Source organism: Vallitalea maricola, from assembly GCF_036985595.1.
Taxonomy (GTDB): domain Bacteria; phylum Bacillota; class Clostridia; order Lachnospirales; family Vallitaleaceae; genus Vallitalea; species Vallitalea maricola.
Genome location: NZ_BTPU01000010.1, coordinates 75571 through 101406 on the forward strand (window position 1 = coordinate 75571; position 25836 = coordinate 101406).

At 29.7% G+C, this 25836-nt stretch carries 24 protein-coding genes; 5 read left to right on the forward strand and 19 right to left on the reverse strand.

The features are described from left to right. Positions 1-7: 7 nt before the first annotated feature. From AACQ14_RS04165 to AACQ14_RS04205, 9 genes are all read right to left on the reverse strand, one after another. Positions 8-472, reverse strand: coding sequence for a helix-turn-helix domain-containing protein (locus AACQ14_RS04165; protein ID WP_339362314.1), 465 nt, complete (start codon positions 470-472; stop codon positions 8-10). A 204-nt stretch (positions 473-676) separates the two neighbouring features. Then, positions 677-1372 (reverse strand): 2-phosphosulfolactate phosphatase, encoded by a 696-nt coding sequence (locus AACQ14_RS04170; RefSeq protein WP_339362315.1) that lies wholly within the window; start codon positions 1370-1372, stop codon positions 677-679. A gap of 61 nt (positions 1373-1433) precedes the next feature. Next, on the reverse strand, positions 1434-2081 hold the full coding sequence (locus tag AACQ14_RS04175) for a hypothetical protein (RefSeq protein ID WP_339362316.1): 648 nt from the start codon (positions 2079-2081) through the stop codon (positions 1434-1436). Positions 2082-2212: 131 nt separating this feature from the next. Further along, entirely contained in the window at positions 2213-4360 is a 2148-nt protein-coding gene (locus AACQ14_RS04180) for a M56 family metallopeptidase (RefSeq protein WP_339362317.1), read from the reverse strand. Between the two features lie 29 nt (positions 4361-4389). After that, complete coding sequence (locus tag AACQ14_RS04185) at positions 4390-6525, reverse strand: M56 family metallopeptidase (RefSeq protein WP_339362318.1); 2136 nt, start codon at positions 6523-6525, stop codon at positions 4390-4392. A gap of 19 nt (positions 6526-6544) precedes the next feature. Further along, positions 6545-6940: a BlaI/MecI/CopY family transcriptional regulator gene (locus AACQ14_RS04190; protein ID WP_339362319.1), complete on the reverse strand. Its 396-nt coding sequence runs from the start codon at positions 6938-6940 to the stop codon at positions 6545-6547. A gap of 333 nt (positions 6941-7273) precedes the next feature. Further along, the gene (locus tag AACQ14_RS04195; RefSeq protein WP_339362320.1) at positions 7274-8236 is read right to left on the reverse strand and encodes a carbohydrate kinase family protein; all 963 of its coding nucleotides are present in this window, start codon (positions 8234-8236) and stop codon (positions 7274-7276) included. Positions 8237-8297: 61 nt separating this feature from the next. Further along, a complete protein-coding gene (locus AACQ14_RS04200; protein WP_339362321.1) occupies positions 8298-9122 on the reverse strand; it encodes an alpha/beta hydrolase in 825 nt (274 codons plus the stop codon). A 21-nt stretch (positions 9123-9143) separates the two neighbouring features. Next, on the reverse strand, positions 9144-9326 hold the full coding sequence (locus AACQ14_RS04205) for a hypothetical protein (RefSeq protein WP_339362322.1): 183 nt from the start codon (positions 9324-9326) through the stop codon (positions 9144-9146). A gap of 125 nt (positions 9327-9451) precedes the next feature. Between AACQ14_RS04205 and AACQ14_RS04210 the strand changes: the two genes are divergently transcribed. Further along, positions 9452-9781: a helix-turn-helix domain-containing protein gene (locus AACQ14_RS04210; RefSeq protein WP_339362323.1), complete on the forward strand. Its 330-nt coding sequence runs from the start codon at positions 9452-9454 to the stop codon at positions 9779-9781. 177 nt (positions 9782-9958) lie between these two features. On the opposite strand, the gene AACQ14_RS04215 is transcribed toward AACQ14_RS04210, so the two are convergent. Then, the gene (locus AACQ14_RS04215; protein ID WP_339362324.1) at positions 9959-11944 is read right to left on the reverse strand and encodes a methyl-accepting chemotaxis protein; all 1986 of its coding nucleotides are present in this window, start codon (positions 11942-11944) and stop codon (positions 9959-9961) included. Positions 11945-12303: 359 nt separating this feature from the next. On the opposite strand from AACQ14_RS04215, the gene AACQ14_RS04220 reads away from it, so the two are divergent. Beyond that, the gene (locus AACQ14_RS04220) at positions 12304-12645 is read left to right on the forward strand and encodes a helix-turn-helix domain-containing protein (RefSeq protein ID WP_339362325.1); all 342 of its coding nucleotides are present in this window, start codon (positions 12304-12306) and stop codon (positions 12643-12645) included. A 64-nt stretch (positions 12646-12709) separates the two neighbouring features. Here the strand turns inward: AACQ14_RS04220 and AACQ14_RS04225 are convergent, their stop codons facing one another. Genes AACQ14_RS04225 through AACQ14_RS04235 form a run of 3 tightly spaced genes read right to left on the reverse strand, consistent with a single transcriptional unit; the run spans position 12710 to position 14594 of the window. Continuing rightward, positions 12710-13117 carry an arsenate reductase ArsC gene (locus AACQ14_RS04225; RefSeq protein ID WP_339362326.1) on the reverse strand — a complete coding sequence of 136 codons (408 nt, stop codon included), beginning with the start codon at positions 13115-13117 and terminating at the stop codon, positions 12710-12712. A 30-nt stretch (positions 13118-13147) separates the two neighbouring features. Further along, complete coding sequence (arsB, locus tag AACQ14_RS04230; protein ID WP_339362327.1) at positions 13148-14209, reverse strand: ACR3 family arsenite efflux transporter; 1062 nt, start codon at positions 14207-14209, stop codon at positions 13148-13150. Next, complete coding sequence (locus AACQ14_RS04235; protein WP_339362328.1) at positions 14187-14594, reverse strand: ArsR/SmtB family transcription factor; 408 nt, start codon at positions 14592-14594, stop codon at positions 14187-14189. Before AACQ14_RS04235 ends, arsB begins: the two co-directional genes overlap by 23 nt. A gap of 174 nt (positions 14595-14768) precedes the next feature. On the opposite strand from AACQ14_RS04235, the gene AACQ14_RS04240 reads away from it, so the two are divergent. The 3 genes from AACQ14_RS04240 to AACQ14_RS04250 are packed head-to-tail and all read left to right on the forward strand — an operon-like array spanning position 14769 to position 16654. After that, a complete protein-coding gene (locus AACQ14_RS04240; protein ID WP_339362329.1) occupies positions 14769-15155 on the forward strand; it encodes a GntR family transcriptional regulator in 387 nt (128 codons plus the stop codon). Then, positions 15139-15984: an ABC transporter ATP-binding protein gene (locus AACQ14_RS04245; protein ID WP_339362330.1), complete on the forward strand. Its 846-nt coding sequence runs from the start codon at positions 15139-15141 to the stop codon at positions 15982-15984. Before AACQ14_RS04240 ends, AACQ14_RS04245 begins: the two co-directional genes overlap by 17 nt. After that, entirely contained in the window at positions 15977-16654 is a 678-nt protein-coding gene (locus AACQ14_RS04250; protein ID WP_339362331.1) for a hypothetical protein, read from the forward strand. Before AACQ14_RS04245 ends, AACQ14_RS04250 begins: the two co-directional genes overlap by 8 nt. 101 nt (positions 16655-16755) lie before the next feature. Here the strand turns inward: AACQ14_RS04250 and AACQ14_RS04255 are convergent, their stop codons facing one another. From AACQ14_RS04255 to AACQ14_RS04280, 6 genes are all read right to left on the reverse strand, one after another. Then, complete coding sequence (locus AACQ14_RS04255; protein WP_339362332.1) at positions 16756-18186, reverse strand: sulfatase-like hydrolase/transferase; 1431 nt, start codon at positions 18184-18186, stop codon at positions 16756-16758. 17 nt (positions 18187-18203) lie between these two features. Beyond that, positions 18204-19682, reverse strand: coding sequence for a sulfatase-like hydrolase/transferase (locus AACQ14_RS04260; RefSeq protein WP_339362333.1), 1479 nt, complete (start codon positions 19680-19682; stop codon positions 18204-18206). 27 nt (positions 19683-19709) lie between these two features. Further along, positions 19710-21947: a helix-turn-helix transcriptional regulator gene (locus AACQ14_RS04265; protein WP_339362334.1), complete on the reverse strand. Its 2238-nt coding sequence runs from the start codon at positions 21945-21947 to the stop codon at positions 19710-19712. 119 nt (positions 21948-22066) lie between these two features. Further along, positions 22067-23629 (reverse strand): extracellular solute-binding protein, encoded by a 1563-nt coding sequence (locus AACQ14_RS04270; RefSeq protein WP_339362335.1) that lies wholly within the window; start codon positions 23627-23629, stop codon positions 22067-22069. 68 nt (positions 23630-23697) lie between these two features. Next, entirely contained in the window at positions 23698-24567 is an 870-nt protein-coding gene (locus tag AACQ14_RS04275) for a carbohydrate ABC transporter permease (RefSeq protein WP_339362336.1), read from the reverse strand. Positions 24568-24581: 14 nt separating this feature from the next. Then, the gene (locus AACQ14_RS04280; protein WP_339362337.1) at positions 24582-25556 is read right to left on the reverse strand and encodes an ABC transporter permease; all 975 of its coding nucleotides are present in this window, start codon (positions 25554-25556) and stop codon (positions 24582-24584) included. Positions 25557-25836 lie beyond the last annotated feature (280 nt).

The window sequence follows — 25836 nt, forward strand, 5'->3', positions numbered from 1 at the left end:
ACATTTATTATTGAAATTTTTTAAGACGGTTGGCTACTTCTTCTAAGAAAGTAGCGTTTCCCCATAAAACAAATCTAGCTCGTTTTTCTGCTGAATCATATATATAATTAAATTTGTATTGATTTTGCCCTTCCATAGACATTATTACATCTGTTATTTCATGGGCAATAGGTTTAGCTTCTTCTTGTTCATTAACGTAATAGTCTATTATACTACACACTTGAAGCTTGTCTTCTGTTGTCCTGTTTTGTCCATCCATAAATACACAGAAATCATCTTGACTGACGTCGCCGTTTCCACACCCGCATTTAGAATCTTCGTAGTATTTGTCCAATGCACTTTCATATATTCTCCATTGTCCACCTACCTTCAAAGCCTGTATTTTACCACTATATATATATCTTCTTATGGTTTTAGTATGAACTTCCAATTTGCTAGCAACCTCATCAATAGTGTAATATTTTTCTTCCATGAGCATCACCTTTCTAGTATTTTAATAAATACATTATATCATATTGATAATGATTTTCAAGTACTTTTGTACAATTTTGTCCATTTTTGTTCACTTTGTACAAATACCTATTTCATTATTTATATTAATTAACATAAAAAAAGAGCTTTATTCCCCTTAGAGAAAGAAAACTCCTATAATTATATATATCCTTTTCAATAATATTTATTGGTTGATTAGTATCATTTTATACATATCATCGTCAACTTTATCAGCCCTAATTACAAAATCAAATTTATCATACTCCAAGCAAAGATGAAAGTCTTCTTCTGGCTGACTATCCTGTGTATCTACTTGATGGAATCTCTCTCCACCATTGTTTAACAGCTTATCTTTTAGATTAGATAAATCAAACTCTTCATTAAGCAACAAACTTTTTATGTAGTTAGCACATAGCACGTCTTCTTTCGCTTCATATGAACCACCATTCCCCATTGCTACAAGAGATACTTTATCAGGCTGTTCACGTAAAATGTAGGTTGCTATAGCTTTAGCATTAACAAAACTGCCTGTTATAATTTCTGTAGCATTTTTTGCGTTCACAATTCCCCTAGTACCTGCACTAGTTGTATGAACTACTGTACTTCCTTTTATATTATTAGCTTCATTTATAAAATATGGTGAATTGCCATATTCAAAACCATCTAATAAGAGTCCATCTCTTTCACCTACTAAAATATACTCTGGATGCTCTAATTTAAGCTGTTGAGCTTTTCTTATTGTTCCAACTGTATATATGTTTTTAACACCCTGCTGGTATAGGTAACACTCTACACTAAAAGCTCTAAATACATCAATAATGACTGTAAGTCCTTCTGCATGTTTTGCTCCTTCTAATAAATTGAGTATTTTTATATCCATTTTTATCCTCCCTATCTAAAACTAACTATATTCAAACTTTTTTACTTCAATAGTCTATATATTAGAGTTTATATTTTTTCTTTAATCTTTTAGCCATTTTCTTTGTCTTAGGGCTAATGCTTTCTATACACTCATTAATAAATATATCAATTTTACTTTTATCGTCTACTTCTACTTTATCATATACTGAATCAAAAATCTCTAGAATATCGTATTTCAATAATTCTGTCTGCTTTTTTGGATATGATGTTATATGCTCTATATTAAGTACCATATTACTTATTTTCTCTATAAGCTCTTCTCTGTACTTAAGTATTTTTTTTAAATTTCTTACACAGCATTGAGCAGTCATGAATTTTTCATCATCAATACATTTAACATATTCATCAAAGATGTGGTCAAACTTATTATCAACATCAACTGCTGTAACATTAGCAATTAATGTCATTCCTATGTCACGATGATATGAATTATTATGATTGAGCAATGATGCAAATTGATTCCAATATTCATAAAATAATTCTGGTTTAATTTCACTTGCATGTGCTAGAACATAATAACTATTGTAATAAACCATAATTTCTTTGTAAGTCGTTAAATATAACACTATTCTATCTCTATATTCTTTATTATCTATTATTTTTTCTGCAAGTGCAGCTATATCCAAATCTTTTTTCTTGATTTCTTCAATAAATAAATTATCTGTCATAGGCTAACATCCTTCCATATTAATGACTTCATGAACTCTATTTTAATATGATACATTAGAGTTAATGATATTGCAAGCAACATAAGTAAAGGGGTGAAATTTAAAAAATTCCACCCCAAGTAAGATATTATCTAATTCATACCATTTTCTTTAATTATCTCATCAAAACTATTTGAATCCATAATATGTTTAATTATTTTCTCCATTTCAGTTTTATTATAATTGTTTGCAAACGAAGAAAATACAATATTATAGTAGATATCATTATCTTCCCATATAAATTGAATACTCTCATCAGCTGTTTTTTCAAATGGTCGTTGATCTGAATTATTAAAGGTTGTTATTAATTTTAACACTTTTTTATTTTTTATATATTCCCAATTTGCTTCTAATCTTTTAATCATTTTTTCATTATCATTGTTTATTTTACCATGTTCATTGAATTGATTATAATAATACGGTTCTTTCTTCTCTATTGATAAGCTATAATTATACTCACTATCACTAATTAATATTATTTTTTCATTTATGATACTTATAGACCTATATTTATTATCTATAGGAAATTTAAAATCAAATCCAACGTTTTCCCTAGCTTCTTTCATATCTTCCATTCTATATATATGTGTTGTTTTATAAGGAATTATAAAATTATCTTTATTAATATCTTCAGGATCTTTTAGAGATTTAATCATTTTGGCAACTTCTAATAAATCTATTTCACCGATAACATTATTATCTTGATCAATAACTTTATACTCTATATCATAATAGATATCATCTTTTTCAAACACCAAATGTTTATGTTTTGTTACTATTTTTCCACCAATACTAATTTCTATTACTTCACCTTCAATACCTTCAAAATTTATAAAGTATCTGTTGATTATAGATGGATTACTATTATATGCTTTATTTAACAAATAGAATTCAGGGTGTGTTTTAGAGATATTTATGTTAAAGTAAAATCCATTATTTATACTATTGAAGAAATTAACTCTACCCTCTTCTGGAATAAATTGAATACATTCTATATTATAATCATCTTCTATTATATATTCTGGAATCAAGATATTAAAATCAACATCTTTTAAAAGTCTATCCAAATCATTATATTCTTTATAATATCTAAATCTAGGCTCTATAAGCTCTTCCACTATGTCCTTATTTTCAACAAATTTCATTTGGGGCTCTTGTGCTTTAGTTTTCACTGGATTAGTAAGCACTATGCCTCCAATCAATAACGCTATCATTATAGATAATGCTGTAAATTTATATGTATTTTTCTTGAAGTTATTAATCATTATAATTCTCCTCTCCAACTGCTTCTTGGTATTACTGAAATAACAAGCCAATTCTATCTGATTACGTCTTGTTAGAAACAAACGTGTCACAATCAATATACTTTCCCCATATGATATTGCATTATCCTCTCCTAATTTATCAAGAACATAAGTATCACAAGCTAGTTCTATATCTGATTTGATAATAGAAGTTATTTTCCATATTATTGGATTAAACCAGTGAATACCTACAGCTATAACGCTAAGTATATTATAAATTAAGTCTTTTCTCTTATAATGAGCAAGTTCATGCAAAATCACATGTTGAAAATGCTCTTGATCCACATTAATCATCTGCTTAGGAATGTATACATTAGGTTTAAATAAATCTGTTATTAATGGGCTTGTCAAATTATCTCCCATATATATATTTACATTTCTTTTGATACCTAATATCTTTTTACACTTGTCTATTATAATTATTAAATCGCTATCATCTATTTGTTTACATGATTTTAATCTAATAATAAATCTCTTCTGTATTATAATTGAGCCAACTAAGATTATTAATACTCCAGCTAACCATATTATTGATAATATGTTAATAATACTAAATCTGTGTTTGACCTGTTCTGTATTAATATTAGGAGTATCTAGATGTTTATCAGTATTTTGGCTATATTTGATTTGTGTTTTTTTTCCTATATCATTTATTGTAGTTTGTTGACTTTTTATATGGGGATGTATAGTGGACAAACTCCCTGATATAGTATTTTCTGTTCCATATTGTGGCAATAGATTTAGTATACTTATAGAGCTTTCTGGCACTATAAGCATACAAAATCTTAATAAAATAAAACTTAATAGTATTTGATTAAATCTGATATTTATTTTTGTTTTGAATAGATATCTGATTAAGAGTATTACTACTGCTATTATACTTGATGTGAATGTGACTAATAGTACATTCATGAAAACCGTATTAAGAATATCCATAGCCATTACTCCCTTATTATGATTGGAAATTATTCTCCCTTAGTTATCTCATCAAAAGTTTTTGAATCCATAATATGTTTCATTATATTTTCAATGTCTATAGGATTTTTATAATCATAATATGAAACACAATAGTATACATCATTTTCACACCAAATATATTCAATGTCTCTATCTGGTTCTTTTTGATCTTTTAATAACTCATATGTATTAATTATCTTTAACACTTTCCTATTGTTGATATATTCCCAATTACCTTCCATCTTTTCAAACCAACCCTTTTCAGAATCAGCCATCTCTAATTTTCCAAGTTTAGTGTATTGTTCATAATAATATGGAATTTCCTGTTTTTGTGTTAAACTAAGACTACCTTTAAAATTCAAATTTATATATTTTCTATCTTGTGAAGCTATTATTTCTGTATATTTACCTAAAAATTCATCTATTGGTAGTTTAAAATCAAATCCAACAATTTCTCTAGCTGTTGTCATATCTTCCATACTATAAACACGTAAAGCCGTATTTGGTAAATTAAAAATACTTTTATCAACATTATCTGGATTTTTTAGAGACCTAATTATTTTAGCAACTTCTAATTCTGGTAATTCACCATCTATACTATTATCTTCATTGATTTTTTGATATTCTATAACATAATATATATCATTTTTCTTATAGATGAAATGTTTGCTTACTCTAGAATCCAGTTTAGTAATTAATGTTTCACCATCTATACCTTCTATACTATTATTATACCTATCAATCTTTGGCATCATCTCATCAAAATATTCATCCGGGTCTTTATGTGATATCATAATATTAAAGTAGAAGCCGTTACCATTATTCTTATTACTATAGAATAACCTAGCCCTTTCATCCTGTGGATACCAATTTAGTGCGCCTAAACGGTAATTATTTTGTGGTATATAATCTGGTATCATAAATTCAAATCCAACATCATCAATAAAGCTATCCAAATTATTATACCTATTGCAATTAGATTCTACAAGAATATCATCTATCATGTCTTTATTGGCATCTACTTCTAAATTATCTCTAGAATTTTTTAACTGGTCATTTTTTTGTTTAGCCTTTACTGGATTAGTAAGCACTATGCCTCCAATCAATAACGCTATGATTAAAGATAGTGCTGTAAATTTATATGTATTTTTCTTAAATTTATTAATCATTATAATTCTCCTCTCCAACTGCTTTTTGGTATTACTGAAATAACAAGCCAATCCTATTTGATTACGTCGTGTTAAAAACAAACGTGTCACAACCAATATACTTTCCCCATAGGATATTGCATTATTCTCGCCTAATTTATCAAGAACGTAAGTATCACAGGCTACTTCTATATCTGATTTGATAATAGAAGTTATTTTCCATACTATAGGATTGAACCAATGAATACCTACAGCTATAACGCTAAATATATTGTGCATTAAGTCTTTTCTCTTATAATGAGCAAGTTCATGCAAAATCACATGTTGAAAATGCTCTTGATTCACATTAATCATCTGTTTAGGAATGTATATACTTGGTCTAAATAAACCTGTTATAAATGGGCTCCTCAAACTATCTCCCATATATATATTTACCTTCCTTTTTATACCTAGTATCTTTTTACACTTGTCAATTATTATTAGTAAATCACTATCATCTATTTGTTTACATAATTTTAATTTATAAGTGAATCTCCCCTGTATTATGATTGAGCCAAATAAGATTAGTAATAATCCAACTAACCATATTATTGATAGTATGTTAGTAATACTAAATTTCTTTTCAACATGTCTTGTATTGATAGTAGGCGAATCTAGACGTTTATCAATATTTTTGCTATAATTAAGCTGTGTTATTTTTCCTATACTATTTCTTGGAGTTTGTCGATTTTCTATATTGGGATGTATAGTGGACAAACTCTCTGATATAATATTTTCTGCTCCATATTGGGGCAGTAGATTTAGTATACTTATAGAACTTTCTGGCACTATAAGCATACAGAATCTTAATAAAATTAAACTTAATAGTATCTGATTAAATCGGATACTTATTTTTGCTTTTAATAGATATCTGATTAAGAGTATTATTACTGCTATTATACTTGATGTGAATGTGACTAATAGTACATTCATGAAAACCGTATTAAGAATATCCATAGCTATTACTCCTTATATATTACTTATTCTTAGTGCTATCTTTTTTCTTATTATCCAACATTTTTTGAAGTTTATTAATATCTTCTTCTGATAAATCCTCTTGTTCAATAAAATTATAAACTAACCTATCAACAGCACCGTCATAAATTTTTTGAAGAAAACTCTTATTCTCAACCTTTAAATATTCTTTTTGAGTAACAACAGGATAATATAAATAGTTGCGCCCTAACCTGTTATAAGATATAGCTTTCTTCTTAACAAGCCTAGTTATAAAAGTCTTAATAGTTTGTGGATTCCAACTCATTTTTTCAGATAAACCATTTATTATCTCATCAGAGGTAATAGGATTTTTCTTCCATATTAATTTCATAACTTGTAATTCTGAATCAGAGATACTAGGAATATTCTTCTTCATATAATAAATCCTCCTTTTTAAATCTACACGTGTAAATCTATTTCTTAGTTTACACTTGTAGATTTGAAATGTCAAGACATTTTTTTAAATTATAAAATATCTTGCATATCTCTATATTTTTTTGGTGTAACACCATATATCTTTTTGAATATACCAAATCACGGTTTTTACTCGCTCAAGAGCGCCACAATAAAGATACCCTATATAGTGATAAGAACCACTTTTACAGGTTGTTGTTACATCTTAAACAGATAAAACAACAAATGTAATAAGAGTGATTATCACTATATAGGGTATTAACTATCATTCCGTTGTCCTAACACCTCAATTGTCCTAAAACAATCTCCTAAACTCACTAATTTCTTCCTCACTGGGCATTATACTAATTGACCCATATTTTGTAGTCACAATAGCCGCACCAGCATTAGCAAAAGCTAACATATCAATTATATCCTCTTTGGATAGCTCCTCTATTCTCATATTACTTTCTAACAATTTATATATTATACCACCAAAGAACGTATCTCCAGCCCCAGTGGTATCTATAGCTTGTACCTTATAAGCCTTCACAAACTCATAGTATTTATCAGTCTTTATAATACTGCCTTCTGCACCCAAAGAGATACACAACATTTTTATATTATTAAATTCCCTCATCAATTTTGCCGAAGCCATTTTAATATTTTTTTCGTTCGTAATAAATTCCAATTCCTCTTCAGAAACTTTTACAACTGAAGCATATTCCAAGCCTTTTATTATCATAGCTTTCGCATCATCTAAATTATTCCATAAATTAGTTCTTAAGTTAGGATCATATGTTATGAACACTCCGTTATTTTTTGCAATTTCAAGAGCTTTCAAAGTAGTTTCTCTAATTGGGCTATCAGTAAGTGATAAAGAACCAAAATGAAATATCTTAGTATTTTTGATTAAATCATTATCCAGCTCTTCTATTGACAGATTGATGTCTGCTCCAGGTTTTCTATAAAAACTGAAACTTCTATCTCCTGTTTCATCTATGTGAACAAATGCTAGTGTAGTATTAATATCTTTATCCACTTTAATTCCAATTGTGTCAATACCTTTTTCTTTTAAAGTGTTCTTTAAGAATTCACCAAATGAATCATTACCTACTTTACCTATAAACGCTGTTTTAGCATGTAACTTAGATAAATAAGCCAATAAATTAGCTGGAGCTCCTCCTGGATTTTGTTCAAATATATTATTACCTCTATCAGACTTTCCGATAGGTGTAAAATCAATTAATAATTCTCCTAGTGCTATAATATCATACATAAATATTTACCTCCATTATAAGAGTTAATACACTTAACAAAACTGTAAATAAAACTACCCTCTACTTTTTGTCAAAAACATTTCCTAACCATTCTATACATAATTTTATCCATGTAGCAACATGTGGGTAATTGTTCATATCTTCACTTCTAGTCTCTTCCGTTGCAAGTGATAAACCGTGAGGACCATGAGGATATAAGTGAAGTTCAAATGGAATATCATTTTTTCGTAAAGCCCCAACAAATAATAAGCTGTTTTCCATAGGAACACTTGCATCTTCAACAGTATGCCATAAAAATGTTGGAGGTGTTTTTTTATTAACCTGCTTCTCTAGAGACATTTCATTCAATAAACCCTCACTTGCTTCTTTTCCCAGTAAATTATCAAAAGAACCTCTATGAGCTAATTCACCAGAAGTAATTACAGGATAACTTAATATCAGTGCATTGGGATAATTTAATCCTGCTATTATACCTTCAGCATTATTTATATAATCTTTTTCCCAATGAACTCCAAGACTTGCTGCTAGATGACCTCCTGCTGAAAAACCACATACTGCGATTTTATCAGATTGAATGTTCCATTCTTCTGAATTCTCCCTTATTATACACATAGCTTTTGACACATCCAATAATGGTTGAGGATGTCTTGCGGGAGCTACGCTGTAGTGTAAAACGAAAGCATGATAACCTGCTGCATTGAATTTTAATGCTATGGGTTCTGCTTCCCTCTCTGATGTAAATGCATATCCTCCACCTGGACATATTAGAATTGTACCTCTTTTCTTATCTCCATCTAGTATATATGTATCCATAGTTGGTATAAAATTACTATTACTACTATTATATTGTTGTTTTTCCCATAATTCTATAGTCATATTTATCATGTAAGTAATCTCCTTTTAATGTTAGTCATAGTCAATTATATCATCTCTCAATCTTTTTTGCATTATTGATATATAATCATCCAATTCCTTACTTATCCTTAATACTTCTTCTAAGTTGCTATTCTCTTCATAACTATTATCATTAAAATTTTTACGTAGAGTATTCATTTTTTCCATGTTAATTTTCTTATTCATTTTATACATCGTTATCACCTCTTATTTTTATTTTATATCTTTAGTGACATTTTTGCAACTAAAGGCTATTATATTATAAGCCTATAATAGATAAAATTCTATTATAGGCTTATAATATAAAAGAGGTGTATGTTATGAATGAAGAAAACCTATCTGAAACAATAGGTCATCGTATAATGATTAGAAGAAAACAACTTGGATATACTCAGGAACAAGCCGCAGAAAAATCAAACCTAAGCCATCAATTTTTTTCGACAGTTGAAACTGGCAGAAAAAACCTTCGTGCAGAAAGTATCATCAAAGTAGCCAAAGCTCTAAACGTTAGTACCGATTATCTATTATTGGGTATTACTAATGAAAATGATACCAATAGTATATCTAATCTACTGTCCAAGCTTAATGGTAATGAACTACACTGCTTGGAAGAGATAGTCAAAAATTATCTTAAAGCTTTAGGATACTAAGAATCTATAAATAAAAAATTATTGATCCATTTTTCTATTAATAATTATAAATATTTTCCCAAGATATAGTTTTAAAAAAGACCCTTAATTCTTAACATGAAGAATTAAGGGTAAAGACAAAATTTAATTTGTTAAATTACTATGTTAAAACTATATCTTTATTTATTGCTATATATTCTATATGGTAAATTTCTCAGAGAGTTTTTCCATAGTAATTGCAATATCTGCTAGCTTTTCGCTAGACTTGGTTATTTCTTCCATAGATGCTGTCTGTTCTTCAACAGACGCATTTACTTCCTCTGTGGATGCTGCTGACTCTTGGGTTACACCTGAGATTTTCTCAACAAATGAGAAAGTCTTATCCTTATTTTCACTTATTTGAATTAGAGCTTCGTTCAACTGCTTGAATAACTCAATCACATCTCCAGTTGAATTTTCAATTATATCATAAGTTGAAACAGTCTTATCCAAATATCTATCTACATTACCTACAATCTCTCCTGCTTCATTCATGTTCTTATTAGTAATCTCAATCTCATTAGTCATTTTATTAAGTATATCAGAAATCTCTTCTGTAGCTTGTTTTGTATCATCTGCCAGCTTACTTATCTCTTCTGCAACGACTCCAAAACCTTTTCCGGCTTCTCCTGCTCTAGCCGCTTCTATGGTGGCATTTAGTGCAAGTAGATTAGTTTGGTTCGCTATACTTGAAATTGTGACTAATATGTTTTCAATTAATTTTGATTGATCAGCTAACTCATGGGTATTACTATTAATTTTTTTAGCAACATCTATATTTAACTGGAACTCTTTTTTTAATTTATCAATTATCTCTCTACCTTTAAGATTTACATCTTTTACTTTAATTGTTCCTGTATTGACTTCTTGTGCTAATTCTTGGGATTCAGTTATAAGAGCACCAAGCTGGGATAATTCCCTGACTACACTATCCGATTGCCTAGCCTGTGTTGTTGCTCCATCTGCTATTACTTCAACAGCTTTTGAAATTTCTTCTGAAGTAGCTGTATTTTCATTAATTGCATCAGATAATTTTATTGAAGAATCTTTTAAGTTAAAAGCATGTTCTTGAATATCTTTCATAACATCTTTTACATTTTCAGCAATAACATGAATGGCCCTGGCTAAATCCCCTATTTCATCTGTTTTTTTCAAAAATTTTTCTGGTACTTCTTCTGTCAAATCTAATTTTGACATTGTTACAGCATGTTTAGTTGCTAATATAATAGGTTTTGTAAATAATTTACCAATAAAATATACTAATGCTATAGCAATTATCAATGATATACTTGTAATACATATAAGATTCTTTCTAAGTTTTATTACATCAGCAAATAAATCACTTTTTAGAGCTTTAACAGCTATACTCCAGCCTGAATTACCTATAGGATGATATCCACAGTAATATGTATTTCCTTCATACACATATTCATCGGTTCCTGCTTCTCCTTTAATCATAGTTTCAACAACCTTAGCTAACTGTTCTGTACCATCTTCTTGATTATTTAATACGTTATCTTGTTTTAAAACTATATCCATGTTGTTATCGGCTATTGTATTGCCTTTCTCATCAACAATAAAAGCTCCACCACTAGTACTGACAATTATATCTTTTATGGAATTACTAAGATATTGTGGCTTTACATACCCAACAACAACTCCTTCAATCCCATTATTTTTAATAGGAGATGCTACGAAAAATTCAATGCCCCCCATTATATCGCTGAATATTAGATCACTAAAATATGTATTTCCTCTCATAGCTTCTTTAAAATATGTTCTTTCGCTGACATTTGTAGTTTTACCATTAGTAAAATGTGCCATACCATTTTTATCTACAATAAACATTCCTGCAAACATTTTATTTTTATCAACTTCAGCAAAAATAGCTTTTTTCTGTTCATTCCAATCCCAAGATTTTATCACATTTCTATTAGCTACTCCATTCATTGTTGCTTTTGCTATGCTGATTTCTGATTCAATATAGCTGCTATACCCTTTAGCTAACTCTATTAATTCATTATCTACTGTTTTGTGAAGTGCATTTATTGATGACATACATGCCATAATACCAACTCCGCCACTTACTACTATTATAATTATAGTAAAATAAGCCATTAATTTGAATTTTATACTCTTAAACAATTTCGTTCCTCCTCTGTTGTATATTAAAAGTTATTTAACTTTTCTATATAGTAGAATGTAATATTACTTATTGCATTTACTTTATATTCCATTGATTATATTTTAAAATTACAATATATTAATATAATAATTGCATGATAAATAGATAAATATATAACTTTATATTTATACCATGAGTAATTTCTTTCAGATATAAACAAAATAGCAACTATATGGATTAATATATAAACTATTTAGAGTAATTAACTTATTATACCATAAAAAAAGCAAACTATAAAGAGTAATTACTCTTAATAGTTGCTTATTAAAAATTGAAATTTATCATATGCTATAACTATGGAAGGAGGTGCATTTTATTAATGCAAAATAAAATCATAAATTTAAACCTTTTAGGTAAAAATATTAAACAATATAGATTAAAAAAAGAATTGACACAAGAAAAACTAGCTGGATTGACAGGTCTTTCTATACAGTATATTGGAAATATTGAAAGAGGTAATACAACAGCTTCATTGGAAACAATTATGAAAATCTGCTTAGTTCTAGAAATAACACCAAATCAATTATTAATAACATCATCTAGCCCTACTTCAAATGCATTAACAGAACAGATATTAGATTCTTTATCAGATAAATCCCCTAAATTTCTTCAACATATTATTGGATATATTGAATTTCTTCAACAATGTAAAACTTTTTAAATATTATTCCATCCCCTAAATAAGTCTTATGAATTAATATTTAGGGGATTAAAATAAACACTATCTATAAACATAATTTTCCATCAGAGACACGTTTTGCTAAATCTTCTACTTTTATTTTTATCATATCTCTTGTTTTTCTAAACTCCTTTATTTCTCCACCTGACGGGTCAATGAGTCCCCAATCTTCAGTATGTTTATTAGGTAAATATGGACATGTGACATTACACCCCATTTTTATTAGAATGTCTATTTCACTAGGAATGTCAGATAGTAATTTGGGTTTATGAGAACTCATATCTATTCCAACTTCCTCCATTACTTGTACAGCCTTTGGTTTTACCTCTGGATACTCTTCTGTTCCCGCTGAGTAAACATCAAATACATCATTGGCTAATGTTTTAGCCCACCCTTCCGCCATTTGGCTTCTACATGAATTATGAACACAGACAAATGCAACTTTATATTTCATTATTTTTAGCCTCCATTTTATTATATATTTTTACCTATAATCAAATAATCCTTTTGTTCTATTAGCTATTTTAACAAGAGTTAACATTACTGGTACTTCCACCAAAACCCCAACAACTGTAGCTAATGTAGCTCCTGATTGCAATCCAAATAATGATATGGAAACTGCTACCGCTAATTCAAAGAAATTACTCGCTCCAATCATACCAGCTGGTGCAGCAATATTGTGATTCAACTTTAATAATCTAGCGGATCCATATGCAATAAAAAAGATTAAAAATGTTTGGATTATAAGGGGCACTGCAATTAATAGAATATGCAAAGGATTATTAATAATAATTTCTCCCTGAAAAGAAAAAATAATTATAAGAGTTAAAAGAAGTCCAACTATAGTAGTATTATCAAATTTTTTCAAGAAAACTTTTTCAAAATAATTTTTTCCTTGATATTTAATAATGTATTTCCTTGATATATATCCTGCTATAAAAGGCAATACAACGAAAAGTACAACTGATAAGAATAAAGTATCATAGGGAACCATCACATTACTTACTCCTAATAAGAAAGCGACTATAGGTGCAAATGCGAATAATAGAATAATATCATTTACCGCTACTTGAACTAAGGTATATGCAGGGTCTCCTTTTGTAAGATAGCTCCACACAAATACCATAGCTGTACATGGTGCAGCCCCAAGAAGTACTGCCCCAGCTAAGTATTCATCTGCCAGCTTTGTATCAATCCAAGAACCAAAAACAATTTTTAGAAAGAATAAAGCAATTAAATACATTGTAAATGGCTTAATCAACCAATTGGTTACGCAGGTTATAATAAGTCCTTTTGGCTTTTTTGTAGCATCAACTATACTTGAGAAATCAATCTTGAGCATCATAGGATATATCATCAACCAAATTAATATAGTAACTGGTATAGATACATTTGCATATTCAAATCTACTTAGGGTTTTAGGTACTGAGGGTAGCAATTTACCAATCATGACACCAATGATTATGCATAATGCAACCCAAACAGTTAAATAACGACCAAATATATCCATTCCACTTGATATTTTAATGTTTTTCTTGTTGTCCATCTTCAAGCTCCAATCTTATAAGATTTAATACCTTTTCTTTATCATCTCTAATCATCTGACAATTCAAACATAACTCTTTGTATTTATTAAATCTTTTTTTGTCATTAAGGAAAAGTTCCTCTAATCTAAATTTGCTTATCAGATATTCAATAAGTGATATATTATCTTTTTTAAATTTATCACTTATTTTGTAATGAACCCACTGAGCATCTTTTGATGAAATAATGATACCTGTATTCTTTAGTTTACTTAAGTGTCTAGAAACATTAGATTGAGTCATTTCAAGTAATACTTCTATCTCACAGACACATAATTCTTCATTCATTAATAGATTCACCATACGTAACCTATTTTCATCACCAAGAGTCTTAAATAATTCTACCAAAATATCACCTCTATATTACTGTATTTGAATATACTCATATATTATCATGATTTTTTTATAATATCAACTAAAAATTTTAATCTAAGTTTATTTTCTAAAATACATTGACAATAAATAATACTAATGATATTATATGGTTAATTAGTTAACTAAATAACCATATAATTAAAGCAGGTGATGACTATCAATATTAATCCTAATAGCAGTGTACCTATCTTTGCTCAGATAGCCACTATGTTAGAAGACTACATTTTAGATGGAACTTACGAAATTGATACAGCTATTATATCAACCACACAGTTATCCAAATTACTAAAAATCAATCCAGCTACAGCCATAAAAGGTGTCAACATTCTAACGGAACAAGGTATTATCTATAAACGTAGAGGTATGGGGATGTACGTCACTAAGGAGGCAAAAGATATAATAATGAAAAAGAGAAGAACTTCATTACAAACAAATACTATAAAAAAATTGATTAAGGAATGCAAAAAGTTAAATATCAATAAACAGGATGTCATAAAAATGATTGAGGAGGATTGGAATGATTCAGTTAATTAATTTATCTAAGAAATATGGTAAAACAAATGCACTTAATAATATAAATCTAGATATCAATGAGAATAAGATCTATTGTTTATTAGGAGAAAATGGAGCTGGCAAAACTACTTTTCTAAGAACCATATCAGGTTTAACCCAAGCCACAGAAGGTGAAGTATTAGTTAACGGCTTGAAAGTTAATAAACTATCTATGCCTGATATTGTTTGTTTCGTTGAAGAACGAGAGAATCATATCAATTTAAAGATAAAGGATTTAATAAGTTTAGCAGCTGATTTTCAAGATGGCTTTGACACTGAATTTGCCGATGATATGATAAAAAAATTCAACCTCAATCCAGATAAAAAGTTCAAAAAGCTTTCCTTCGGCATGAAAACTATGGTAAATACCATTATTGGTCTTGCTAGTACTAATAAGATTGTGCTATTTGATGAACCTGTATTAGGTTTTGATGTTATTATGAGAAACAAATTCTACTCACTATTAGAAGAAAGTATAGCTAGACATCCAAAAATAATAATAGTATCTACTCATCTAATTGATGAAATAGCCAAGATTGCAGAAGAAATAATTATCATACATAAAGGTGAATTATTATTAAGGTCAAATATCATTGATTTACAAGATAAATGCTACAGTGTAACCGGAATCGCTTCAGATGTTGATGAGGCTGTAAAAGGTAAAAATATTATTAATGTACATGATATAGGAAAATTCAAAACTGTAAATGTATACGATACACGAATAGAAGAAAATGATAGAATCCAAATCAGCAATGAGGGATTACAAGATTTTTTTGCTAACCTTATAGGGGGTGAAATCAATGAATAAAGCAATAAAAGTGGCTAAATTCAATTTTAGATATGGTTGCAAACAAACATTTATAATCACACTTATTATAGTACTTCTAACAATAATTAATCTTATAATAGAATTTTTAATAGGTAGTCAGGTTCAAGGTAGTCTTTCCATAGGAAATCTATTTACACTAATTAATATACTTGCTCCCATATTTATTGTTTTAAAGTACTATAAAAAACTAATAAACATTGGAGCTAAAAAACTCGATTTTATCAAGGGCTGTATAATTAACTACGTGGTACTTGCAGTAATTGTGGCAATTATAAACATCTTATTCTACTATGCTATTGAACCAATAATCTGGGGTAACAGTCTTGAAATATCTTACATACCTGCATTTGGTTGGACTAACTCTGGTGTTTTTGCATGTTTTATATACCAAACTGGCTTTTACATATTATTAAGTACATTTATTCATACACTTGTGCTATATCAGAATATGTGGATTGGTTGGGTAGCGGATGTTATCTTAATTGCAATTATTAGTGTATTCACTCCTATTGCTCCTCTTAGACAAGCATTAATCGTCTTCTTTAGAGCTACGACCCTTAATCCAAGTTTTATTCTACAGTTTATATGTGATATCCTTCTTGCCGGATTACTATATGCATCAACTTTGTATCATATGAGTAAAAAATAATTTTAATATAATATATAAATCAATAAACGGGACTGTCGGATAATACATTTTTAACATCAATATCAATCCGACAACCCCTTTTTAAATATTAAATTAATCATCTATTCAACTGGTATCTTTACAAACTCTTTTGGTACTGACCATCGTTCTTTTTCTTTTGTTCCTGTTTTCAGACTCCATTCATTGAGTATATTATGATTTTGTGCATTTTCCTTGTATCTTTTTATTATTTCAATTATATCCCAATTGTGGTGTGCAATATTTCTAAGTTCTTCTAGTTTATTTTTATTAATACCAGCAAGATTAGTTAATTCGTAGGGGTCATTATCCATATCAAATAGGAGATCATAACTTTCATACATTGAATAGGTAATAAGTTTCCATTTCCCTTGTCTAATCATTCGTCCGGGAATAATATTACCATCCATATTTTCAACAAATTCGCTTATAACATATCTATCAGTTTCTTCAATATTATTAGTCAACTGTTTAACCAGGCTTATTCCATCTTGTTTGGGAGGTATTGAAGCTTCTGACAACTGACAGATAGTAGGTCCTAAATCCATTATACTTACAGGTTCTTTTATTATATTACCTTCTTGTACTCCATCTCCTTCAAATATTAATGGTATTCTCGATGAGCCTTCATAAAATGTCATTTTCCCATACATATCATGTTCACCTATTTGATCTCCATGGTCTGACATATACACAAATATTCCTTCTCTGTTATTATTTTTTAAGTATTTCTTCCATTTATTATGTAATTTACCAATCTCTTTGTCCATGTTAGTAATCATACCATAATATGCAGCACGTATACTCTTTATTTTATTGTCTTCTGTTTTTTGTTTTCTATGCCGTAATACAGGATGGTCATGGTTGGATGAGTTTTTCATTGTTTTCGGTAAGTCCACAATTTGTTTATATTCTTCGTATAGCTCCGGTGGCGCTATGTACGTGAAATGTGGCGCATACGTACCTACTACTATACATTGAGGCTTGTCATGTTCTTGTTGGAGGTACTCTATGGCGTTCTCAACTACTATTCGGTCATATTCTATTATTGGTGAAACACCACCACCTGAATAGCCTAGGCATCCATTGGCACCTACAGTATTACATAGTGGTCCTAATTCATTTCTGAAATTACTTTCTCCCCAATAGATTTTCGTAATATCTCCCATAATTCTCTTAGTGAATCCATGACGTTGATCTACTCCATTAAAATGCATTCTACCGCACAGAACAGTTTCATAACCTTCAATTGCCAGCATATGTAAAAAAGTAGGTTTATCTTCTGGAAGGGCTCCTTTATTATTGTATATATGAGTTTTTGACGGTAATTGACCACATAGCATTGACATTCTTGCTGGAACACATAGAGGGCATGAAGTATATGCCTTATCAAAACTTGTACCTTCTTTTGCTATTTTAGCAAGATTAGGTGTCTTAACCTTAGAATCGGAATTAAGTTCCCAATATAAAGGACTATGCTGGTCACTTAAGAATATCAATATATCTTTTTTCATCTCAATCCTTCTTTCAATTAATCCATTTCCCATTTTTCATGCTTAAATCCTCTATTATCATCATCCATAGGGACTACATCCGAAGTATGCATATACCAATCTAGCATCTTCATTTCCAGTTGGTTTCTAATATGACTATAACTTTCAACGTTATAACAGTTATTAAGTTCTTTTGGGTCTTTATTAAGGTCATACAGTTCATTACAACCATTAGTTCTTCTCACAAGTTTGTAATCCAATGAACGAATCATTGTGGTTCTGCATACACTTTCTGGATGTTCCTGCTGTTGTGTACGCTTTGGATAATAATCATGTTTTTCTGTCATCTTATTAGGGTCATAATACCTACCCTCATATCCTTCAAAACAGTTTAGTTCATGCCCGTCATATCCTCCTTCTGTAAAGACGTATCTATCAGCATCTCCAGAAGCTCCATTTAATTGCTCTACCAAACTTCTAGCAAAATGGGTATGCTTGCATTCAACATTGGCTAGTTCAAGGACTGTAGGCATTATATCAAATAACTCCACTTGTTCATTAACTACATGACCAGCTTTATTTTCTGGCATTCTTATAATTAAAGGTACTCTGGTAATAACATCACTCATAGCACTTGGCCATTTTTCTACTAAACCATAGTCACCTGCAAAATCACCATGATCAGAACTTACTATAACTGTGGTGTTATCTGCTAAACCTGTTTTGTCAAGAACATCCAACAACATGCCAAGCATATTGTCCATACAGGAATTCATACCCAAATATACTGCTTGTATTTTCTTTAATAATTCTTTTGGTATGTTTTCAATATTACGGTACTTACGAATTAATCTATGAAAATCTGGTTTTCCTTCTTTTATGTAAGGTCTCAGCTCCTCAATATCATTTATATCATACATATCATGATAATCATGAGGCGCTGAATATGGCGGATGAGGCATTGACAATGGAAGATAGAGCATGAAAGGTTTATCCTGATTTTCATCATATGAATTAAGGAATTCAACAGCTTTTTTTACATTATGCATATCGTTTGTATTGTCTATTCCCTTATTATAGCTATCCTTCAAAAAAGTATAGTAACCTTCTTCTTCAATACCAAATATATTATCTCCTTTATGTCCTCCACCAGGATTTTTATTACCATATATATCTGCATTTGCGTCTAGAAAATCTGTCGCAAAAACATCATTTTTACCGAACCACCTGATTTCATAAGATGCTTCTTTCAGGTATTTCAGCATACTTGGTTCATGGCTCCTTAATAAATGCCATAATGTTCTATGTCCATTTACATGAGGATACCATCCAGTCATTAGACAGCATCTAGATGGTGAACATACTGGATGCTGTACAAAACATTTATCAAACCTGACTCCTTCTTTTGCCATCCTATCATAATTAGGCATCTTAACTAAAGGGTGTCCATAACACGAAACACTCTCTGCTCTCATCTCATCAGGGAAGAAAAATATAAAGTTCATTTTTTTACTCATTAATGTACTCCTTCTTTCTTACTATATTTAACTGTTTCTATACATATTTGGTGTTATACCATAAGCTTCTTTGAATTTCTTAATGAAATATTTTGTATCATTAAATCCTACTTCAATAGCTATGGTACCAATGTTTTTATCGGTTGTCTTCAATAGTTCTGCTGATTTTTGTATGCGTAATCTATTAATATAAGCTACTAGAGTAATACCTCTATGCTTCTTGAATTTTCTACTTAGATGCTGTTGTGTTATATTCAGCTCATCTGCTAGATTAGAAAGATATATAGGTTTAGTATAATTATCTTGTACATACCTCAATACCTTGTCAATGATTACATCATTACTTTTACCGCTTAGACGCTGATAATAATCAGTCACTTCAACGACTAATCCTATGAGCCACTCTTCAATCTGATTAACAGTTTTCATGTTATCCATTTCATTGAATATATCAATTTCACGTTCTATAAAACTGTTAAAATCAAGTCCTTTATCTATCATATCCTTATAAACAATAGCAACCATTTGAATTGTACAGAATTTAACATTCTGTAGAGACATTACATTCTGTCTGATATCTTCAAATACATCTCTCAACATAGTTTCTACTACATCTTTTTTACCTATCATAATATTATTTGATATCTTTTCAATATCCCTTAATGGATAATAATTCCCTCTATTCAGATTAAGCTCCTCATGAGTAACAATTGAATGTTTTTCAGTTATTACATTATAATTTAATGCTCTTAAGGATGAAGTGTAAGATAAGCATATATCCAACAACTCGTTTACTATATCTCCTATACCTATAGAGATTGATATACCTGAAAATTCATATATGACTCTCTTTAACTCAACAGCCATTTCTTTTAATATAGTATAATCATCACTAACAGAATCAAAATTAAGCACAATGATTACTTTCTTTTGGTCAGAATCCACTCCTACAGCTGTTATATTATTTTTATTAAGAATCTCTTCAGCTATATTGATAACTGCAAATCTGTCTACTATATCAATCTCACTATTTGCTATACCATTTTCAAGATAGACAGCAAACAAGCAATAATTCTTTTTACTAAAGTTTATATTAAGTATTTCAAGATTAGATTGAATATCACTGTAATGTATATACTCTTTATTAAATAACCTGTTGAAAACACTATTTTTAATCATATCCTTATTTTTTCTTAACATATGCTTAGTTTTATTGTTGGTTGTCTTATATTGTTTCATAGCATAATTAATGTATTCTACTTCACTTCTAATATTATTTGATGGTACATTATTTATCTTAGATATATCTTTTCTTATTGAATATACAAGGGTTTCTATTGGATTATACAACTGTCTTGATAAGTATATTGAGATTAATACCCCTACTAATAGAAGTATGATAGTAATAGATAATACTGTATATAATATTGGCCTTGATAAGTTATCCAAATAATTTTTAGGCATTATAGCTACATATGCATAACCATCTTTACTAGATCTTTTATTGAATAATATATTATCTTTGAACTTACTAGTTTTACCCTCTTCCAAAGCTTCAGCATCAATAACTTCTTCTGTAAAGTAATCATCTGTTGAAGCTATAACTTTACCCGTATGAATATCAATTAATGCTAGATTAATCTTGTCAATGTATAGTCTATTTCTTAATACATTTGTAAGTTTTTCTACGCTGCAATTATAAACGATATAACCTTCTGGTGTAAAAGAATTAAAAGGTATTTTCATATACCATGTAACTACATTGCTACCATTAATAGTTCTAATTGTATTAGTACCGTCTTTTCTTAATCCAATAAGGAAATTTTTATCATTGAAATCCTCTAAGCTTTCATATGCTTGATTAGTAATTATTTTATTATTTCTTACATTATATATATAAATAGAATCCATTATATAGGAATGATATACCCCTGTATCTAATAAGTTTCTAATATCCTTTACTATTAATAATTTCTTTGTATCATATATGTCTTCTCTAAAGAATTCCAATACACTGTTGTTTAACGCTAATGTAATCATTTTATACTCTGCATTATCCAATACTTCGTCAATATTCTTTTGTACTAGATCCAACGCTTTTCTATTAAGCTCTCTTTGTTCCTGTTCTAATCTTATAGTCATATTCTTAAAAAAGAATATACCCATGGTTAATGTTGGAAGAATTATCAACAACATGAATCTGCTTAATATCTTAAAAAATAATTCTTTTGAATAAACTAATTCAACTATTTTATCCTTAACCATGTCCACCCCCATATCATATAATATAGATTTTATGATATCATTAATTATTAATCATATCAATAAATCTATATTATTAGTACTTAATTATAGAAAGAATGACTTTAAGAATTTAACTCATTTTATTTTTTCCACACTGCATTAACTTCATCAATGATATCCTGTCCACCTTCTGATAACCATCTCTCCTGCATAGCATCAATTGCTTCTAATGATTCTTCTCCTATAACAACTTTCGCGAATACTGGGTTAACTACTGTCTCAAATAAACTGGACATCTTAGCCATTGATGGTGTTGCTCCTTCAAATTCATTTGTTAAGAGATATTTATTAACATTTTCAATAGCTTCTATTATATCATTACTACTATGTCTTCTATCTTCTATTCTATGAATTCTATTTGGGTTTCCTATACCTGCTTTGAACTTAACATCTGATACACCCCAATCGTCAATGAATTCAACTTTTGACTTAGTCTCATCTGTCCATTTCCAATGCTCTCCTTCAATACCGAAATGTGGTATTAGATAATTTTCGTCTTTACCAAACCAGTTAAGAAAATCCATAATCAATTCTGGATTCTCAGCCTCTGCACTAATTACAGCTCCTCCCTTAGCAATAAGTGGAGCACTATATCCTCTTGCACCATTTGGTCCTTCTAGTGCAGGTACCATAACAAAATCTGCTTTTTCATTACTCTTATGAAGTGCACTTTCTACTTTCCATATACTATCTGTATACCATACATGACCTTTAAAGCTTCCTACCTTTTCTTGTATAAGTTTCTTCTCTACCTCAGATAACTTATTGTATACAACAAATTCTTTATCGATTAATCCTTCTTCGTACCACTTTCTAATAGTAGCGACAGCTTGTTTATATTCAGGTGTAACCAATCCTAGAACTAATTTTCCATCTCTTTCATACCAATGTTCTGGATCAATTCCATATGCATTAAATACCATCTTAAATGCACTACCCTTGTTAACAACTCCAGATAATCCATATGTATCATCTTCACCGTTACCATCTGGATCATCATAAGTAAAAGCCTTTAGTATCTTATAGTAATCGTCTAATGTTTCTGGTATTTCATATCCTAGATTATCTAACCAGTCTTTTCTTATTACTAGTCCTTGTGTTATTGGCTGATTGATACTACCTTCACCTGATCCCCATGGTACTACATATAATTCACCATCTATACTGAATCCTTCTATAGCTTTTTCATTTATGAATGGTAATAAGTCTTTCCCATATTTTTGTAGTAAATCACCAACTGGTTGTATTACACCGGCTTCTTTCCATTCTGCTACCTGTTGTGGTGTCTCTGCATACCATATATCCGGATATTTTCCTGAAGCTAGATAAAGTTGAAGTTTGGTTATGTAATCATCACCTTTATACATTTCCAGTCTATATTCATATCCTGATGACTCTTGAATCTTCTGCTTGATAATATCTTCTTTTAGATCTTTTGGCCATCCTGGTTTTACTTGATTAGATAGTATAAAAAATGGATTTTTCTGTTCTGGCAAAGTATCATTTGAACCTGTATCATTTTTCCCTTTAGTCTGTTCAACATTTGTTTGTTTATCTTCATCGTTTTGCTTTTCTTTTTGACACCCTGCTAATAATAACGCCATAATCATTATTGTTGATAAATACATAATTAGTCTTCTCATGACAACCTCCAATATTTATTATATTTTTATAAAATCATATTTTTTATTCATGAAATACATTTCCAATATCAGCCTTTGACAGAACCAACCATGACACCCTTTACAAAATACTTTTGAACAAAAGGATAAACAATTAATATTGGTATAGTCACAACCATAATAGATGCTGCTTTCAACGTTTCTGGAATAGCAACTAAATCATCTGCATCCATTATATCTTGAGGGTCAGATGTTGTAACAATGTCTCTTAGTACTAATTGCAAAGTATATTTATTTCTATCACTTAAATAAATTAATCCATGAAAATATTCATTCCAAATACGAACTGCCACCCATAATGTAATAGTTGCTAATACTGGTTTAGATAAAGGCAGTATAATCTTCAAGAAAATAGTAAAATCGCTGGCACCATCAATTTTAGCAGATTCCTCTAAGGAGTCTGGTATGTTGGAGAAAAAGTTTCTCACAATAATAACATTAAATCCAATAATCATAGTTGGGAGAATTAATGACCACAAGCTGTCCAAAAGTCCCATACCTCTAACTACCAAATATGTTGGAATGATTCCTCCGCTAAACAACATAGTGATAACAATAAATATGTTAAAGAATTTCCTGCCTGGAAGATATTTTCTTGATAACGGATAAGCAAGTAATGAAGTAGTAAAAACAGCTAATGCTGTCCCAACTACTGTAATGAACAGCGTGTTTCTATAGCCAATCCATATTTCTTTAAATTTCAAGACAGCTCTGTATGCTGACACAGAAAATCCTTTTGGTAGAAGAAACAAACCACCTTTAATTGCTAGTTCAGGTTTACTTAATGAAATACATATCTGGTTCCAAAAAGTATAGAACATCAACAAACCGATTATAGTCATAAATACAAAGTTAAATACATCAAATATTTTTTCACCTTTACTTCGTTTAATTTTCATTTTTCAACCTCCTTCTACCAGACACCTGCTTCTCCCATTTTTTTGCTTAATTTGTTTGCTAATCTTACTAGTATGAATCCTACAACTCCTTTGAATAGTCCAGCCGCTGTAGCAAAACTGTAATTACCTTGATTGATTCCTACCCTGTAGACAAAAGTACCAAAAACATCTGCAACATTATATACAATAGGATTGTATAATACTAGAATCTGCTGGAATCCTACGTCCAGTATTCTTCCTATTCTGAGAATTAATAGAACAATGATAGTTCCTTTTATAGCAGGTAGTGTCACATGCCATATACGTTGAAATCTATTGGCTCCATCAACAACCGCTGCTTCGTACAATGTGGGGTTTACCCCTACTATTGCTGCTAAATAGACAACTGTACCCCAACCACTATCTTTGAATATTGATGAACCTACTATGATACCCCTGAACATATTAGTCTTGGTCATAAACATTATAGGTTCAAACCCAAATGACTGCAAAAGGGTGTTTACTGGTCCAGATAAGGCTAATACATTATATACAATTCCTCCAAATATAACCCAGGATAAAAAATGTGGTAGATAAATTAATGTCTGTATTGTCCTTTTGTGACCTATGTACCTTAATTCATTTATCAGTATTGCTAACATGATAGGTATTGGGAATCCAATAACAAGCTTATAAAAGCTGATGATCAATGTATTTTTGAATACGTTAATAAATTCAGGCGAATTCAAAAACAGATGTTTGAAATGCTCCAATCCCACCCATTCACTTGCAAGAAATCCTTTTGCTGGCAAATAATTTTTGAATGCAACCACAATACCAAACATTGGAACATATTTGAATATAAATAGAATTAGTATTCCAGGTAACATCATAAGATAAAGCTGCTTATACTTTACTATATTTTTTATTATCCTATTTTTATCTACCCTTCTTTTTACTGGTTTCCCCTTTCTTATACTTTTTTGGTCTAACTGCATAGCTGATTTCATTAGTATCCTCCCATATACAAGTATTTTGCTAGAATGTTTCTGTAACATTGATTATTATTGCATAATGATTTTTTAATGTATATGAAAGGTTTTTGATATAACAGTATCCTTTTTTGATATATTATATCTTAATTTTAATATAATAGCTGATAACATAGGGGTTTTAACGTAGTAAAACTACTTAAGGGGATATTTTTAACATGAGTATGATATTTTTGATATGTATGATTATTTCAATGGTTAAAGACATAAAACTTGTATAAAAGCTAAGAACAGAAGA